17 protein-coding genes and 1 tRNA gene are annotated in these 16,671 nt (G+C 66.3%); 1 reads left to right on the forward strand and 17 read right to left on the reverse strand.

Annotated features, from left to right (window positions below; translation table 11 throughout):
• Window positions 1-64 precede the first annotated feature (64 nt).
• Genes ACFE77_RS05770 through ACFE77_RS05805 form a run of 8 tightly spaced genes read right to left on the reverse strand, consistent with a single transcriptional unit; the run spans window position 65 to window position 7,682 of the window.
• The gene (locus ACFE77_RS05770) at window positions 65-652 is read right to left on the reverse strand and encodes a TIGR02281 family clan AA aspartic protease (RefSeq protein WP_375420675.1); all 588 of its coding nucleotides are present in this window, start codon (window positions 650-652) and stop codon (window positions 65-67) included.
• Window positions 649-1,413, reverse strand: a complete 765-nt coding sequence (locus ACFE77_RS05775) for an MBL fold metallo-hydrolase (RefSeq protein ID WP_375420676.1) — start codon at window positions 1,411-1,413, stop codon at window positions 649-651. The genes ACFE77_RS05770 and ACFE77_RS05775 overlap by 4 nt, the downstream gene beginning before the upstream one ends.
• Entirely contained in the window at window positions 1,410-2,186 is a 777-nt protein-coding gene (locus ACFE77_RS05780) for a TatD family hydrolase (protein WP_375420677.1), read from the reverse strand. The genes ACFE77_RS05775 and ACFE77_RS05780 overlap by 4 nt, the downstream gene beginning before the upstream one ends.
• Complete coding sequence (metG, locus tag ACFE77_RS05785) at window positions 2,186-3,736, reverse strand: methionine--tRNA ligase (RefSeq protein ID WP_375420678.1); 1,551 nt, start codon at window positions 3,734-3,736, stop codon at window positions 2,186-2,188. Before metG ends, ACFE77_RS05780 begins: the two co-directional genes overlap by 1 nt.
• Window positions 3,737-3,773: 37 nt before the next feature.
• A complete protein-coding gene (locus ACFE77_RS05790; protein WP_375420679.1) occupies window positions 3,774-4,748 on the reverse strand; it encodes a DNA polymerase III subunit delta' in 975 nt (324 codons plus the stop codon).
• A gap of 16 nt (window positions 4,749-4,764) precedes the next feature.
• The gene (locus tag ACFE77_RS05795) at window positions 4,765-5,928 is read right to left on the reverse strand and encodes a D-alanyl-D-alanine carboxypeptidase family protein (RefSeq protein ID WP_375420680.1); all 1,164 of its coding nucleotides are present in this window, start codon (window positions 5,926-5,928) and stop codon (window positions 4,765-4,767) included.
• 28 nt (window positions 5,929-5,956) lie between these two features.
• Window positions 5,957-6,688 carry a septal ring lytic transglycosylase RlpA family protein gene (locus ACFE77_RS05800; protein ID WP_375420681.1) on the reverse strand — a complete coding sequence of 244 codons (732 nt, stop codon included), beginning with the start codon at window positions 6,686-6,688 and terminating at the stop codon, window positions 5,957-5,959.
• Window positions 6,672-7,682 (reverse strand): lytic transglycosylase domain-containing protein, encoded by a 1,011-nt coding sequence (locus ACFE77_RS05805; RefSeq protein WP_375420692.1) that lies wholly within the window; start codon window positions 7,680-7,682, stop codon window positions 6,672-6,674. Before ACFE77_RS05805 ends, ACFE77_RS05800 begins: the two co-directional genes overlap by 17 nt.
• Window positions 7,683-7,833: 151 nt before the next feature.
• On the opposite strand from ACFE77_RS05805, the gene ACFE77_RS05810 reads away from it, so the two are divergent.
• A tRNA-Ser gene (locus ACFE77_RS05810) sits at window positions 7,834-7,923 on the forward strand.
• An 86-nt stretch (window positions 7,924-8,009) separates the two neighbouring features.
• Here ACFE77_RS05810 and rpmE read toward each other — a convergent pair.
• The 9 genes from rpmE to ACFE77_RS05855 all read right to left on the reverse strand — a co-directional run.
• Entirely contained in the window at window positions 8,010-8,243 is a 234-nt protein-coding gene (gene rpmE, locus ACFE77_RS05815) for a 50S ribosomal protein L31 (RefSeq protein ID WP_375420682.1), read from the reverse strand.
• A 92-nt stretch (window positions 8,244-8,335) separates the two neighbouring features.
• Entirely contained in the window at window positions 8,336-8,788 is a 453-nt protein-coding gene (gene fabZ, locus ACFE77_RS05820) for a 3-hydroxyacyl-ACP dehydratase FabZ (protein ID WP_375420693.1), read from the reverse strand.
• Window positions 8,789-8,811: 23 nt separating this feature from the next.
• The gene (locus tag ACFE77_RS05825) at window positions 8,812-9,543 is read right to left on the reverse strand and encodes an OmpH family outer membrane protein (RefSeq protein WP_375420683.1); all 732 of its coding nucleotides are present in this window, start codon (window positions 9,541-9,543) and stop codon (window positions 8,812-8,814) included.
• A complete protein-coding gene (gene bamA / locus ACFE77_RS05830; protein WP_375420694.1) occupies window positions 9,543-12,353 on the reverse strand; it encodes an outer membrane protein assembly factor BamA in 2,811 nt (936 codons plus the stop codon). Before bamA ends, ACFE77_RS05825 begins: the two co-directional genes overlap by 1 nt.
• Before the next feature lie 61 nt (window positions 12,354-12,414).
• A complete protein-coding gene (gene rseP, locus ACFE77_RS05835) occupies window positions 12,415-13,548 on the reverse strand; it encodes an RIP metalloprotease RseP (protein WP_375420684.1) in 1,134 nt (377 codons plus the stop codon).
• The gene (locus ACFE77_RS05840) at window positions 13,545-14,702 is read right to left on the reverse strand and encodes a 1-deoxy-D-xylulose-5-phosphate reductoisomerase (protein WP_375420685.1); all 1,158 of its coding nucleotides are present in this window, start codon (window positions 14,700-14,702) and stop codon (window positions 13,545-13,547) included. The genes rseP and ACFE77_RS05840 overlap by 4 nt, the downstream gene beginning before the upstream one ends.
• A complete protein-coding gene (locus ACFE77_RS05845; RefSeq protein WP_375420686.1) occupies window positions 14,699-15,454 on the reverse strand; it encodes a phosphatidate cytidylyltransferase in 756 nt (251 codons plus the stop codon). The genes ACFE77_RS05840 and ACFE77_RS05845 overlap by 4 nt, the downstream gene beginning before the upstream one ends.
• 47 nt (window positions 15,455-15,501) lie before the next feature.
• Window positions 15,502-16,239: an isoprenyl transferase gene (locus tag ACFE77_RS05850; RefSeq protein ID WP_375420687.1), complete on the reverse strand. Its 738-nt coding sequence runs from the start codon at window positions 16,237-16,239 to the stop codon at window positions 15,502-15,504.
• Between the two features lie 49 nt (window positions 16,240-16,288).
• The coding region (locus ACFE77_RS05855; protein WP_375420688.1) for a ribosome-recycling factor at window positions 16,289-16,671 on the reverse strand (383 nt) is incomplete at its 5' end.

Genomic DNA, 16,671 nt, shown 5'->3' on the forward strand with positions numbered 1-16,671 from the left:
TGAGCCGCCAGTCAACGTGTCGGAACGCCCATAGCTAAAGCCGATAATCTACATTATGTAGAATCTACGCTGTAGCCGGGACGAGGACCAGCGTCTTTCCCTCGACCCGCCACGATGCCAGCCGCGACAGGAAGTTCATGCCCAGCACGTCGGTATCGCCGAACGCGGGCGATACGACGACGCCGAAATCGCGCGCGGTGACGTTGCCGACGGTCAACTCTGCGACGGTGGCGGTTCGTGCGCTGACCATGCCATTCGCGGTGTTGAGCACCGCGGGAAACGGGCTTTCGTCGGTATCGAGCTTGGCGGCCGCCGCCGTCGCAGCCGATAACGCCGTGGTCGTTGCACCGCTATCGATCAGCATCCGCCGTCCGATCCCGTTGATCGTGACGTCGGCCCAGAAATGCCCGTCCTCCGCCATCGTGATCCGGGTTTCGCTGCCCTGGACCTGCTGATCGCTGAAGATGCTCGTGATGCCTGACAAGCGATGCTGCTGGCTGACGATCAACAAGCCGACCGCGAAGACCGCGACCCATGCCAGTGCCATCGCCATCGTCCGCTTCAGCGGCACGCGCCGCGCGAGCAGAGCGGAAACCGGCAGGATCAGGAACAGCGCGTACATCACGATATCCGCGACGCGATCACCGCTCATCGTGGCAGGACCAAGCCGTCATAGGCGGGTTCGACGCCCGCCGGGAGGTCGCGGCACAGCGTTGCATAATCCATGCTGTGATCCATATGCACCAATGCCGCCTGCTTCGGTGCGAATGTCTCGACCCAGCCGAGCGCGGTGGCGAGATCCGGGTGCGTCGGATGCGGCGCCACACGAAGGGCATCGACGATCCAGACGTCGAGCTGCTGATACATCGCCGCCATATCGTCGGTCATGATGTTGAAATCGGTGGCATAACCGATCGCTACGCCATCCGCTTCGAAGCGCAGCCCCGCCGACAGGATCGATCCGTGCGGCTGATCGACGACGCTGATCGCGATGCCGCCGATGGTGATCCGATCCGGCAGGACCGACGCCTCTACGGTCGGCGGATAGCCGCTGCGGCCGCTGAACGCATAGGTGAACCGCTCCTCCAGGACGCCCAACGTTGCCGCGCGGGCGTAGCCTGGAACCGGGCGGCCGATGGTGTGGAACACCTGCCGAAGATCGTCGATACCGTGACAATGATCGGCATGGTCATGCGTCCAGATCACCGCGTCCAGCGCAGCGACGTCGGCGGCGAGGAGTTGTTCGCGCATGTCTGGGCTGGTGTCGACGAGGATGCGGGTGTCGCCGTGTTCGACGAGGATCGACGATCGCGTGCGACGGTTGCGCGGCTCGGCGGGGTCGCATGCACCCCAGTCGTTGCCGATCCGCGGCACGCCTGACGAGGTGCCCGATCCGAGGATGCGTACCCTCACCCCTTTGCCTTGGCGAACAAGGTGAAGAAGTTGTCAGCGGTGGTCTGCGCCAGTTCCGCCGGGTCGACGCCGCGGAGGCCGGCGAGAAACCGGGCGGTGTCGGCGACGAACGCGGGCTCGCCGGGCTTGCCGCGGTGCGGGACGGGCGCGAGAAAGGGCGCATCCGTTTCGACGAGCAACCGGTCGGGCGGTATCCGCGCCGCCGTCTCCTGAATGTCGCGGGCGTTCTTGAACGTCACGATGCCGGAGATCGAGATGTAGAAACCCATCGCAAGTGCCTGATCCGCGAAGGAGCCGCTTGCGGTGAAGCAGTGGATCACGCCGCCATAAACCCCCTTCCCCAGCTCGTCCTCAAGGATCGCGAGCGTATCCTCTTCGGCATCGCGGGTATGGACGATGATCGGCAACCCGGTCTCCCGGCACGCGGCGAGATGCGTGCGGAAATTCGCCTGCTGACGGGCACGGTCCGATCGGTCGTAATGGTAATCGAGCCCGCTCTCGCCGATCGCGACCACGCGGGGATGCGCGGCGCGATCGATCAGCGTCGCCGCATCGACGTCTGGATGTGCATCCGCGTCGTGGGGGTGAACGCCGATCGCCGCCCAGACGTCGGGCTCGCGCTCTGCCGTAGCGACCACCGCATCCCATTCGCTCTCGCGGGTGGAGATGTTGAGCATCGCGGTGACCCCGCTGGCGCGCGCGCGCGCGAGGATCTCGCCCTGCTGTTCGAACACGCCCTTATAGTTGAGGTGGCAATGGCTGTCGGCGAGCATCACGACTCCTCCGCCGGCATCTCCAGCCGCGGGAACACCGGACTTGGCGGCGCGATCCTGAACCCCGATGCGGCAATACGATCATACCAGCCATCGTCGTCGATCGCGGCATGATCGCGTTCCTCGGCACCGATCTGGTCGAGCACCTTCCCGGCTGCGTCCGGCACCACCGGGAGGATCGCGATCGCGAGCATCCTGATCGCGCGGACCAGCGTACGCAGCACCGCGTGCATTCGCGCAGGGTCGGTCTTGCGGAGCGCCCAGGGCGCCTGCGCATCGATATACTGGTTGCACGCGAACACGCCGCGCATCCACGCCTCGATCCCCTGCGACAGCATCAGATCGGCGAACGCAGCCTTCAATCCCGCACAGGCAATGACGACCTCCTCGATCAACAGCCCGTCGGCGTCGGTCGCATCGCCTGCTTCGGGAAAACCGCCCTCGAGGTTCTTGGCGACGAACGACAAGGTGCGCTGTGCGAGATTGCCGAAGCTGTTGGCGAGCTCGGCGTTGACGCGGGTGACGATCGCCTCCGCGGAATAGGATCCGTCCTGCCCGAAGCTGACCTCGCGCAGGAAGAAATAGCGTAGCGCATCGACCCCGAAGGCGTCGGCGAGCGCCATCGGATCGACGACGTTGCCGACCGATTTCGACATTTTCTCGCCGCGGCTGAGCAGGAAGCCGTGACCGAACACGCTCTTCGGCAGCGCGATCTTCGCGGACATCAGGAACGCCGGCCAGTAAACAGCATGAAATCGCACGATATCCTTGCCGATCAGATGGAGATCGGCCGGCCAGTATCTCGCGCCCTTGGCGGTCGCATCGGGATAGCCCGTTCCGGTAATGTAGTTGGTCAGCGCGTCGACCCAGACATACATGACATGTCCGGGGCTGCCCGGCACCGGCACCCCCCAATCGAAGCTGGTCCGCGACACCGACAGGTCGGACAGCCCGCCTTCAACGAAGCGCAGCACTTCGTTGCGGCGGCTTTCCGGGCGGATGAAGTCGGGATTGGCCGCATAATGATCCAGCAGCGGCTGCTGGTATTTGGACAGGCGGAAGAACCACGTCTCTTCCGCGGTCCATTCCACCGGCGTGCCCTGCGGCGAACGGCGATCGTCCCCTTCCCCGATCAGCTCCGCCTCGTCGTAAAACGCCTCGTCACGCACCGAGTACCAGCCTTCGTAGCGGTCGAGGTACAAGTCGCCCGCCTCGGCCATCGCCTGCCAGATTGCCTTGCTGGCGGCATAGTGATCGTCGTCGACGGTGCGGATGAAGCGGTCGTAGGAGATGCCAAGACGATCCGCCATCACGCTAAAATGCGAAGACATTTCATCGGCGAAGTCGCGGACCGGCACGCCGCGTTCGCGCGCCGCCTGGGCCATCTTAAGCCCGTGCTCGTCGGTGCCGGTCTGAAACAGCACATCGCGGCCGGCCTGACGCTGGAACCGCGCGATCGCGTCGGCCGCGATCATCTCATAGGCGTGGCCGATGTGCGGGCGCCCGTTGGGATAGTGAATCGCGGTCGTGATGTAGTAAGGTTCAGCCATGTCCGGCTCGTAGTCGATCGATCCGGCGAGGTGAAGCCTAACGGAGCCGCGCCACTAGCCCCGCCATCTCGAATACCGTCGCCTGGGGATCGAGCGACAGGCCGAGTGCCGCGCCCGCGAGGTCACGCGCCGCAGCATGGGCGTCGAGCGCCACCTTCAGTGCCTGCCCGGTTCGCGTCCGTGCCGCACGCGCGATGAACGACGGTGCCAACTCCAGGAACGCAGCGTACCGCGGCGTCGCAGCCTTGCCTGCCAAAGCCCTGGCAAGCTTCACCCGCTCGCGATTGTCGGGGTCGCCGCCACTGGCGATCGCGGACAGCGAGCGCTGCATACCCATGACGTCGAGGCCGGCGTGGCGGAGCGCGCGGCCGGGAGCGCCGTCGGCGTTGTTCGCCAGTGCGGCGATGTCGTCGGCGTCCGCATCGGGCAATTGGCCGCGCAGCACGCTCGCGACCTGATCCTCGGCGAGGGCTTCGAAGCGCAACAGCCGGCAGCGCGACCGGATCGTCGGCAGCAACTGCCCCGGTGCATGGCTCACCAGCAGGAAGATCGTGCCCGCGGGCGGCTCTTCCAAATTCTTGAGGAGCGCATTGGCGCCGCCGCGCTCGAGATCGTCGGCCGCATCGATCACCACCACGCGCCGCGCGCTCATCGACGGCATGGTCGCGAACATCGGCTGAAGGCTGCGGATCTGCGCGATCGTGATGCTGCGCGCGAGATCCTGGTCGGGCTTCTCCGGGTCCTTCGGGAGTCGCGACAAGGTGCGGAAGTCGGGGTGCGACCCGGCGTCCACCAGCGAGCGCGTCGGATGCGTCGGCGGCACCTCCGCGTCTGGTGGCACGGTGCCGGGATACGCGCCGTCCACGAGCATCCGCAGCGCCGCGGCGCGGGCGAAGCTCGCCTTGCCGACGCCTTCGGGGCCGACCAGCAGCCACGCATGATGCAGCGATCCGCCCCGCATCGCCGCGCGAAATGCGGCCTGCGCGGCGGTATTGCCGATCAGTGACGTCATCGCGTCACGCGCGCGATCAACCGAAGAACGAGGTCAGGCCGGCCCAGGCCCGACCGAAGAAGCCCGCCGTGCCGACGTCCTTCTCCGCGACCAGCGGCATGCGCTGTTCGGGCATGTCGGCCGAGGTGACGACCAGGTCTGCGATATGCTGGCCGGCCTTGATCGGCGCCTTGATCGGGCCGTCATAGACGACCTTCGCCTTCAGCACCGGCGTCGCGCCCGCGGGCAGCGTCACGGTGAGCGCCTTGGGCGCGACCAGGCCGACGGTGCCGGCATCGCCGAGCTGTACCGCGGCGGTCTCGACCAGCCTGCCCTTCGCGACGATCGGCTTGGCCTGCCACGCGCGGAAGCCCCAATCCATGAAGCGAACCGATTCCTCGATGCGCTGGTTGAAGCTCGAGAGCCCCGCGACGACCATCACCAGTCGCCGGCCATTCTGCTCCGCGGATCCGGTGAAGCCATATCCCGCCTCGTCGGTGTGGCCGGTCTTGAGGCCATCGGCGCCGGCGACACGACCGAGCAGCGGATCGCGATTGGCCTGGGTGATGGCGTTGCCGCCCATCGTCTTGCCCCAGGTGAAATCGCGCCGCGAATAAAATTGCTTGTAGAGCTTGGGATGGTTGGTGATCGTCGCGGCGGCGAGATCCGCGAGGTCGTGCGCGGTGACATAGGTGACGCCGGCGTCGGGCCAACCGTTCGAATTGCCGAAATGGCTGTTCTTCAAACCGATCTCGCCGGCGACGCGGTTCATCCGCTCGGCGAAGGCCTCTTCCGATCCAGAGATGCCCTCGGCCAGCACAACGCAGGCATCGTTGCCCGACAGGGTGACGATCCCATAGAGCAGGTTGGCGACGCTGACGCTCTCGCCCGCCGACAGGAACATCGTCGATCCGGCAGCCGGACCGTGCCACTTGGCCCAGGTTTCCGGCCGGACGGTCATCATCTGGTTGAGCTTCAGCTCGCCCTTCCTGATCATGTCGAAGGCGACATAAACCGTCATCATCTTCGCCATCGATGCAGGCGGCATGCGGCGTTCGGCATCGCGCTGGAACAGCACCGCGCCCGACGACAGGTCTTCGATATAGGCGATCGGCGCGGTCGTCTGAAACTGGGGCGCTGCGGCCATCGACGGGTAGACCAGCAGCGAGGCGGCAAGCGGGGCGACGATCAGCTTCTTCATCATCAACGTCCAGGATTGTGGCGGACGATCAGTCCGCGGGTAGGATCCGAGCGTCGCCATAGCCCCGGTTCGCGACCGCGTCACGCGCGCGTTGCACCGCTTTCGCGCCGACCAGCGGGCCGATCCGCACGCGCCACAAATTACCCGCAGCAGAGACGACGGCGCCGGTCGCTTGCGCTAGCGCCTCGGCCCGTTCCTTATTCGAAAAGGTCGCGATCTGAACGAAGTACGGCCGGTGCTCGCCTGACGCCGCTAGCGGCCTTGAAGTGAGCGGGCGCGAATCGTTACCGGAAACGCGCGCGACCCGTGCCTCGCTCGTTGGCGCGGCGGAGCGCCCTGCCCGCAGGACACGCGCGATCTCGGCTGATGGCGTCACCGCGCGGATGCGCACGTTGGCGGTCGACCGGCCGCCGAAGCCGAGTTGCTGGGCGGCGCCGCGCGACAGGTCGATCAGCCGGTCCTTGCGACCCGGTCCGCGATCGTTGATCAGGACGATGATCGACCGCCCGGTCGCTACCGACGTGACCTCGACGAACGAGCCGAGCGGCAGCGAGCGATGCGCCGCGGTGACCCCCGCCGGATCGAAGCGAACGCCCGAGGCGGTGCGGCTGCCGGCAAGTTCGTCGCCATACCAGCTGGCGAGGCCGCTCGCATCATAGGCGACGAAGGCGCCCGCGGGCGCGGCGACCGCGCGATCGTTGCCGCCGGTGCACGCGACCAGCAGCAACGCTGCGCAAAGGGCTTCAGCTTTCGACGGCATCGGCGAGCAAGCCTACCGACAAAGCGTAAAAATTAGAGCAATTATAGTCGAGGATGACCCGGTAGTTGCCGGTCAGCAGATAGGCGGTTGCGCCGGGGCCGTCGGGCTCGAGCAAGGTCGCCTGCACGTCGTCGGCCGGCCATCGCCCCTGCGGCGAGATCCCCAGCGCGCGCCATTCGGCGATCGTCCGCCAGCGGCTGTGCCGAGCGAACACCCGCGGGCAGCGCGGCGAGACGAGCCGGTTTGCCAGGCCGCTGCGGTCGAGACCTGCGGGCACCGTCACCGCAACGCCCCAGGGCTGACCGGGACGCCATCCGGCATTGGTGAAATAGTTCGCGATCGACGCCAGCGTATCGGCCTCGCTGCCCCAGATGTCAGCACGACCGTCGCCGTCGCCGTCGCGCGCGAGGCGGAGATAGATCGACGGCAGGAACTGCGGATTGCCCGTGGCACCCGCCCAACTGCCCTTCAGCTGATCGCGGGTGACGCCGCGATCGAGCATCTTCAGCCCGGCGATGAATTCGCCCGCGAACAGATCACGCCGCCGCCCCTCGTAGGCGAGGCTGGCGAGCGACCGCAGCAGATCGAAATTGCCGGTATAGGCACCGTAATTGGTCTCATGCCCCCAGATCGCGACCATGATCGCCTCGGGCACCCCGGTCTCGCGCTCGATGCTTTGCAGCCGCGCGCGTTGCGCCTGATAAGCCTGCCGGCCGCGCGAGATCCGGGCGGTGTCGACATGCTGCGCCTTATAGGGCGCGAACGGCGGGCTCGACACCGCCTGTCCGGTGTTAGCGCCGCCCCCAGGCTGGCCGCGATCGAGATCGATCACGCGCTGGTTGAGCGTCAGCGTCGGAAACACCGCATCCGCGGTCCGCACGGTGACACCCTGCGCGATCGCCTGCTGGCGGAGCGTCGCCATATAGGCCTGAAAGCCCGCATCGTCCTGCGCCAACGCCGGCGTCGCGCTGGCGACCAGCGCCACCGCAAGCATGACCGCGCGGCGCCACCGGACGGCTCCCTGCATCTTCATGTAAACTGCCCCTCTATCGCGGCAATAGTGGCACAGCGTACGTGCGCCCGAAACCTCGCACCGTCGCGGCACTTGCACGAACGGGCGTGCTGGCCCTATCTGCGCCCGGCACGGAGAGATGGCCGAGTGGTTTAAGGCAGCGGTCTTGAAAACCGCCGTGGGTGGAAGCCCACCGTGGGTTCGAATCCCACTCTCTCCGCCAACCTGAGCTGACACGAAAAAACCGGCGCGCGTATATCGCGGCGCCGGTTCTTCGTCTGCGTGGGTCGGAGGCGAAAGCTCCGCCGATCAGCTCTTGCGGAGCGTCAGCCCACCACCGAAGCGCTTGTTGAAGCGGGCAACCTGGCCGCCGGCGTCGAGCATCGTGCCGCGGCCGCCGGTCCACGCCGGATGCGCCAGAGGATCGATGTCGAGCTGCATCGTGTCGCCTTCCTTGCCCCAGGTGGAGCGGGTTTCGAACACGGTGCCGTCGGTCATCTGGACCTTGATCATGTGGTAGTCGGGGTGGGTGTCTTGCTTCATGATATCTGCTCCTGGGGCGGCTGGTTACCGACCAGCCAAAAGGAAGGCGCGCCCGTAGCCGAGCGCGCCGTTCAAGTCAAAGGTGTGCGGCGCTACGCCGCCTTGGGCGGATCGGCGATCATCGCGGTGAAGTTCGCCTCCGCGACGACCTGCCCGTCGATCTTCGCACGGCCTGCGAACTTACAGACGCTCGCGCGCTTCTGGACGAACTCGGCCTCGAGCCGCAGCAGCACGCCGGGTTCGACCGGCTTGCGGAACTTCGCGCCGTCAATCGCCATAAAATAGACGAGCTTGCCCGACCCGGCGAGGCCGAGGCTCTCGACCGCGAGGATCCCCGCGGCCTGCGCCAGCGCCTCGACGATGAGGACGCCGGGCATGATCGGGCGACCGGGGAAATGCCCCTGGAAGAAGCCCTCGTTGATCGTCACCGCCTTGTTCGCGACGATCGACGTGTCGAGGACGAGATCCTCGACACGATCGACCAGCAGCATCGGGTAGCGATGCGGCAGCGCCGCCATGACGCGCCCGATATCGAGCGCGTTCATCGCGGGCCGGGCGTCGACGTCGCTCACCGGCCGGTGGGCGCCCGCGGCGCGGTTGCCGGCGGGGTGGTGCCTGCTGCCGGCGCCGGACCTGCCTGCGCGCCCTGGGCACGACGCATTTCCTGCATATAGACCGCCTGGCGATACTGCTGGAGCAGCGTCACCGTGTCCTGGCTCGGCTGCCAGTTGGCGGGGGCAGCGATCGGCACGCTCGGGGTCTGGCGATCGAGCTCGGCGATCACGTCCTTGGTGATGTCGACCGTCGGCGGTGCGTACTGGATCGCGTTGGGCGACAGCACGATGTTGACGTTCTTGGCACGGACGACCGCCTGCAGCGCAGCGTCGTACTTCAGCGCGACCTGCTCGATTGCATAGGCTTGCGCCTTCACCGCGGGGGCGCGGAGCTGGTCGATCGCGGGCTGGCCGGCGGTCTCGGCCGCCTTCACCCGGCCGCTGAGCGGGTTGGTCGCGACCTGGCTTGCCTGATACTCCTCCTGCGAGATCTGGCCGTCCTTGTTGGTGTCGAGGATCGTACGGATCTGCGTGGTCAGCGCGGTCTGCTTGGCGGTCGCCTGATCGAGCTGCGCCTTGTAGGTCGTCGCGATCTGGGTGTTGGCCGCGCCGAATGCTTTGGCGCTGAGGATCGCGCTGTCGGGCGCAGCGGTGGCGATGCCACTGACCTGGGCGGCGGCGGGAGCGGCCGCGACGATCGCGGCGGTGGCGACGGCAAGCGTCAGCATGGTCTTGGTGCTAGTCATCAGAACTGGGTTCCTACGTTGAAGGTCACGAGTTTTTCGTCGTCGCCCTTTTGGCTGACGAGGGCTTTGGCGATATCGATACGAAGCGGGCCGAACGGCGACGTCCAGTTGACGCCGAAGCCGACGGTGACGCGCGGTTTGGCCGAGTTGCCGAGGAAGGTTTCCAGGAACGGCGCCGACGAGGTCGATGCGATTATATTAGTGCTGTCGCCGGTGCAGACGCCCCCGGCGGTGGCCGCAAAGCCAATCTGGCACGTGGTCGGCTGACCGGCATTCGCGGCGCTGCCGGATGGCACCGTGTAGATCTGGCGGCCCGCGGCGTCACGCAGCAGCGTCGTCAGCGGCAGCACGGTGACGTTGCCCTGCGCATCGGTGATCGTCGGGAAGGTCGCGGTCGGCAGCGGCCGCTTGATCCCGAACAGGCTGCCCATCTGCGCATAGACGGTCGGTCGCAAGCCGAGTTCGCGTGCACCCGCGCCCAATGGGATCTCGATCTCTGCGCGCGCGAGATAATAGGCCTTACCACCGAGCGCGTCGTCGATCGTCTGATCGCGATCGGTAATCAGGATCTGCTTGCCAGTCGCATCGGTGGTGAACTGCTGACGCAGCACGCGCGGGCCGACGCCGCGAATATTAAAGCCGCGGAACTGCGGCTCGCCCAGGTAGAAGCGATCGGTGATCCGGACGCTGTCGATGCCGGGGCCACGATCCTTCTCGAGGGACCTGATCACCCCGCCTTCGCCGGTCAGCGAGAAGATGAAGCCGCTGCCGAGGCTCATGAACTTGGAGCCCTCGACGCGGGCACGGGCGTATTTGACGTCGCCGCCCAGCCCGGCGAAATCGGCGCTGAGCGACAGGCGCTGCCCCGCGGTCGGGCGCAGTCGGCTGTTGAGGCTGTCGTACAGCAGCGAGGCGCCGATCGACGAGGTCCAACGGTTGCCGATTGCTTCGCAGAGGTAGCGGCCGGCCTGCAGGAACGAGCAGGTGTCCGCGGGCGAGTTGCCGCGTACACCGTCACCGTTGCCGTCGTTATAGTAGAGACTCCGGTCGAGCTCGACCTCGTCGTACGACAGCCCGTAGCGTCCCGAGAGCGACCAATATTCAGTAAGCGGCACACCGGTCCGCAGCTGGAAGCCGGTCGAGACCTGCGAATAGGTCGTCCGACGGTCGCTACCGTTGAAGTTGAACGAGTTATAGTCGCGCCGGAACAGGTCGAGCCCGACCGCGACGTTCTTGTCGAACAGATACGGTTCGGTGAAGCCGAGCTCGATCGACTTGGAATAGCTCGAATAATTGACGCCTGCGCGAAGTTCCTGGCCCTTACCACGGAAATTGCGCTGGGTGATGTTCGCCTGGATGATGAAGCGTTCCAGGCTCGAATAACCCGCGGACAGCTGTAGCTCGCCGGTGGACTTCTCTTCGAGATTGGTCTCGAGGATCACGCGATCCGGCGACGAACCCGGAGTCGGCTTGATCTCCATCTTGTCCTGGAAATAGCCGAGCGAGTTGATGCGATCCTGGCTGCGCTTCATCTGGAAGCTGTTGAATGCGTCACCCTCCGCCAGACGCATCTCGCGACGCACCACCTTGTCCTGGGTCTGGGTGTTGCCGTTGATCTCGACCCGCTCGACATAAGATCGCTGGGCCTGGGCGATGTGGAAGTTCATCGACATCGTCAGCGTCTCGGCGTCCTTCTGGAACTCCGGATTGACGTCGGTGAAGGCATAGCCGAACAGACCTGCGGCCTCGTTCAGCTGGTCGACCGAATTCTCGACGAGCTTGGCGTTGTACCAGTCGCCCTTCTTGACCGGCAGCGACGAGGCGAGACGCTTGTTGTCAAAGTCGCGGATCTCGCTGTCCACGGTGACGTCGCCGAATTTGTAGCGCTTACCTTCCTCGACCACATAGGTGATGATGAAGTCGCGCTTGTCGGGCGTCAGTTCCGCCACCGCGGAGGTCACGCGGAAATCCGCATAGCCTTCGGTCAGGTAGTATTGGCGCAGTTTCTGCTGGTCGTAGTTCAGGCGATCCTGATCGTACGACGTGTTCGACGACAGCAGGCGGAACCAGCGCGACTGCTTGGTCGCCATTTCGCCGCGCAGCTTGTCGTCGGAGAAGATCTCGTTGCCGAGAATGTTGATCTGTCGGACCTTCGACTTGGGGCCCTCGGTGACCTCGAACACCACGTCGACGCGGTTCTGATCGAGGCTGACCATCTTCGGCGACACCACCGCAGCGAAGCGGCCCTGTCGGCGGTAAAGCTCGATGATCCGCGCGACGTCCTGGCGGACCGCCGTGCGGGTGAAGATCTGCCGCGGCGACAGCTTGATCTCTTTCGTGATCTTGTCGGCCTTCAGCGCCTTGTTGCCCTCCAGGATGACCCGGTTGATGATCGGGTTCTCGCGGATGCGCAGGACGATGTCGCCGGTCTCGACGCCACTGATCGAGAATTCGACGAACAGGTCGCTCGCCTGAAGATCCTTCAGCGCCTGATCGAGCGTCTCGTTGGTGTAGCGCAACCCAACGCGCAGCTTGGTGTAGGAAAGTACGGTCTCGGGTTCGATCCGCTGCGAACCTTCGACACGGAGCGTTTTGATCGTCAGTGCGTTAGGGGCAGTGGAATCGACGGCTGGCGTCGCCGTGCCGCGCGGCACGATCGCCGGCCCGGTCGGTCCCGCGGCGGGCCGGGCACCGCTTGCGGGCCTGCTCTGGGCGAGAGCGGGCGTGGCGACGCTTGCCAGCATGGTGCCCGCGAGCAGCAGGGCGACCGCGCGCGCACCGAAATTGTTACCGTCAATCGCTGTCACTATTCACCCCAAGCCGCATAGAATTGCGCGGCGCCACATCGGCCGCCGCCCTGCCCTAACCCGATCAGCCAATCAACCCGGCGAGCTTTGTCCACAGACCGAAACTACCTAGGTCGTTGAACGTCACGATCAGCATCAGCGCGAGGATCGCCGCCAAGCCGCCGCGATAGGCCCACTCCTGTACGTGCGGCTCGACCGGCCGACGGCGAACCGCCTCGATCCCGTAGAAGAGCAGGTGTCCACCATCCAGCATCGGTACTGGCAGCAGATTGATGAACCCCAGATTGATCGAAACCAGCGCGATCAGGAAAACAAAGGCTTGCGGGCCAAGCGACAGTTGCTCGCCCGACACCCGCGCGATGCTGAGCGGTCCGCCAAGCTCCTTGACCGATCGCCGGCCGGAGATCACTTGCGCCATCGTCTCGACCATCATCTGGACGATCTCGCCGGTGCGCCTGACTGCGATTCCAGGCGCCTCGAGCAGGCCGACAGGCTCGACCACGATCGAGCCCGCGGCGACGCCGAGCCGGCCCATGCGGTATTCGTTACCGAAGCGATCGCGCTGGACGTCGGTCGCGATCACCGCGTCACGGGATAGCGGTGCTCCATCGCGGCGAAGGTCGACGCGGACCCGCTCGCCGGCGCGGATGCGGACGTAGCGCACCATGTCGTCGAAGCTGTCAACCTGCCGGCCGCCAAGGGCGACGATGGTGTCGCCCTCACGGATACCCGCGACCGCAGCCGCGCTGCCGGGGCTTACGGCGCCGACGACCGGGGGAATGCGCGCATCGCCATAAGCCAGTGCGAAGCCGCCGAGGATCAGGATCGCCACGACGAAGTTCACGACCGGCCCTGCGGCGACGATGATCGCGCGTTGCCACACCGTCTTCGCCTGGAAGGTCTGACTGCGCTCTGCCGCGGGTAGTGCGAGCCATTCCGCCGAAGGCTGCCCCGCCGGGTTCATGTCACCCGCGAACTTGACGTAGCCGCCAAGCGGCAGCCAGCCGAACTTCCACCGCGTGCCGCGACGGTCGGTGAAGCCTGCGATCTCGCGGCCGAAGCCGACCGCGAACGCGTCCGCCTTCACCCCAAACAGCCGGCCGGCGAGATAGTGACCCATCTCGTGAACGAAGACGAGCGGGCCGATCACGCAGACGAACGCGACGATGGTCAGCAGAATACCGGGTGCTTCGATCAAGCCGCGCAATCCTCAACACGCTCGATCGCCAATGCCCTTGCCTCGGTGTCGACGGCGAGGACCGCCGCCACATCGGTCGGCGCGACCGGATCGTAGCGCGCCAGCGTATCGGCGACGATTGCGGCAATTTCGAGGAAGCCGATGCGGCGCTGCAGAAACGCCTCGACCGCTATCTCGTTGGCGGCATTGAGGATCGCGGGCCGTGCGCCACCGGCATCGAGCGCTTCGCGCGCCAGCCGCAGGGCCGGGAAGCGGACCGGATCGGGCGCCTCGAACTCCAGCTTGCCGATGGCGACCAGATCCAGCGGCTCCATCGGAGTTGCCATCCGATCCGGCCAGGCCAGCGTGTGCGCGATCGGCACGCGCATGTCCGACGGCCCAAGCTGCGCGAGCATCGACCCGTCGACGTAATCGACCATGGAGTGGATCACGGATTGGCGATGCAGGACGATCTCGATCTTCTCGGCCGGCACCGGGAACAGCCGCGCTGCCTCGATCAGCTCGAGCCCCTTGTTCATCATCGTCGCGGAATCGATCGAGATCTTGGCGCCCATGGCCCAATTGGGGTGCGCGACCGCCTGTTCGCGGGTGACGACGCGCATCTGATCGGTGGTGAAGTCGCGGAACGGGCCGCCGCTGGCGGTAAGGATGATCCGGCGCACGCCGCCGGGGCGCGCGAAGTCGAAGCATTGGAAGATCGCATTGTGTTCGGAGTCCGCGGGCAACAAGGTCGCGCCACTCGCGCGGGCGGCGGCCACGATCACCTCGCCGGCGGACACCAGCGGCTCCTTGTTGGCGAGCACGACGACGCCGCCCGCAGCGATCGCGGCCATCACCGGTTCCAGCCCCGCACAGCCGACGATCGCGGCCATCGTCCAGTCGGCGCCCGAGCCAGCGACCTCGATGATCGCGTCGCGTCCTGCGGATGCTTCGACACCGGTTCCAGCAAGCGCGGCGCGAAGTGCATCGAGGCACGTTTCGTCGGCGACCACGGCGCGCTCGGCGCGGGTGCGGATCGCGGCGGCGGCGAGCCCCGCGACATCGTTGTTGGCGGTCAGCGCGTGGACCCGGAAGCGATCGGGTGCGCGTTCGACCAGGTCGAGCGTCGAGGTGCCGACCGAGCCGGTCGCCCCGAGGATCGTGACCGTCCTCATTGGAACAGCCGCGGCGCGACCACCAGCAGCGCCGCGATCGGCGCGACCGGCACCAGCCCGTCGAGCCGGTCGAGCACGCCGCCATGCCCGGGAAGGCTGTTGCCGCTGTCCTTCACCCCCGCACGACGCTTGAGCCAACTCTCGTAGAGGTCGCCGCCTTGCGCGAGGGCGGCAAGCAGCGGCGTCGCGAGCATCAGCCGTAGCGGCAGCCCGTAATTCGCGTAGAGGATCGCGGCCAGCGCGGTCGCCAGCAGGATGCCGCCGATCAGGCCCGCCCAGGTCTTGTTGGGGCTGAGCCGCGGCGCCAGCTTGGGCCCGCCGATGCTACGCCCGGCGAAGAACGCGCCAATATCGCAGGCCCACACGATCGCGAGCATCCAAAACGCAAACAACAGCCCCTCGTCCTGCCGCCGCACGAACACCAGCGCCATGACCGGCACCGCGCAATAGACCACGCCGAGCGCCAATTGCCCGCGCCTTGTGACGATCGCGACGAAGAACGCGGCGCCCGCGATCAGCCCCAGCGTGAAGAAGTCGCGGGTTTCGAGGATCAGCGACGCCGGCGCCATCAGGGCCAGCGGCACGGAGAGCGCAAATTGCGACATCCGGCGGGTCTTGGGCGAGACCTTCTCTAGATCGGCCCATTCGCCCATCATCACGATCGCGATCACCACCGCGAGCACCCACAGCGCGATGCCGCCGATGAACAGCGCGGCCGTGGCCACGGCGATCATGACAACGCTCGCGATCATCCGAAGACGGAGATTCGACGGCGTACGCGCCGCCCGATCGGGTCTGTTCACAAGCCTCCGTAGCGCCGTTGGCGTCGCCCGAACGCCGCTACCGCATTGGTCAGTTCGGCCGGAGAAAAATCGGGCCACAGCGTGTCGACAAACAGCAACTCGGCATAAGCCGCCTGCCACAGTAGGAAGTTGGACAGCCGGTGTTCGCCCGAGGTGCGGATCAATAGGTCGAGCGGCGGCAGGTCATGGGTGTCGAGCCGCGCCTCGATCGCGTTGGCGTCGATCGCCGAGGGATCGATCAGTCCGGCACGGACATCCTCCGCCAGCTGCCGCGCAGCACTTACGAGTTCGGCCTGCGCGCCATAGTTGAGTGCGATCGCCAGGATCGGACCGTCATTCGCGGCAGTTCGTGCGATCGCAGCGTCGACCATCGCCACCAGATCGGGCGCGAAACGGCGGTAGTCGCCGATCACCCGCAGCCGGACGTTCTCGCGCGCGAGTTCGTCGAGATCGCTACGGATGAAGATCCGCAACAACCCCATCAGGTCGCTGACCTCTTCCTCGGGGCGGCGCCAGTTCTCGGACGAGAAGGCGTAGAGCGTCAGCGCCTCAATCCCCATCGCGCGCGCGGCGCGGGTGATCTTGCGAACCGCATCAACCCCCGCCTTGTGGCCGGCAAGGCGAGGCAGATGGCGCTGTTTCGCCCAGCGGCCATTGCCGTCCATGATGATCGCGACGTGGCGCGGGATCGCGCCGCTGCCCGGCACCGCGGACAGGACCGGGGCGGAACTCACCGCCCGATCTCCCAACGGCGCGCGTCGCCGATCACGGACGACGCGGGGCTCACTTTCCGAGAATCTCTTTTTCCTTGCCCGCCGCGGCGGCATCGACGTCCGAGATCGTCGCGTCGGTCAGCTTCTGGACCTCGGTCTCGTGACGCTTGCGCTCGTCCTCGCCGAACACGCCCTTCTTCTCGTCGATCTTCAGGCTGTCCATGCCGTCGCGACGGACGTTGCGCACCGCGATCCGCGCCTTTTCTGCGTATTGATTGGCGATCTTGGCGAGTTCCTTGCGGCGTTCCTCGGTAAGGTCGGGGATCGGCAGGCGAAGGGTGTTGCCGTCGTTGATCGGATTGAGGCCGAGGCCCGCCGAGCGGATCGCCTTTTCGACCGATCCGACGTTCGACTTGTCCCACACCTGCACCGACAGCATCCGCGGCTCGGGCG

The organism is uncultured Sphingomonas sp. (assembly GCF_964243315.1).
Lineage (GTDB): Bacteria > Pseudomonadota > Alphaproteobacteria > Sphingomonadales > Sphingomonadaceae > Sphingomonas.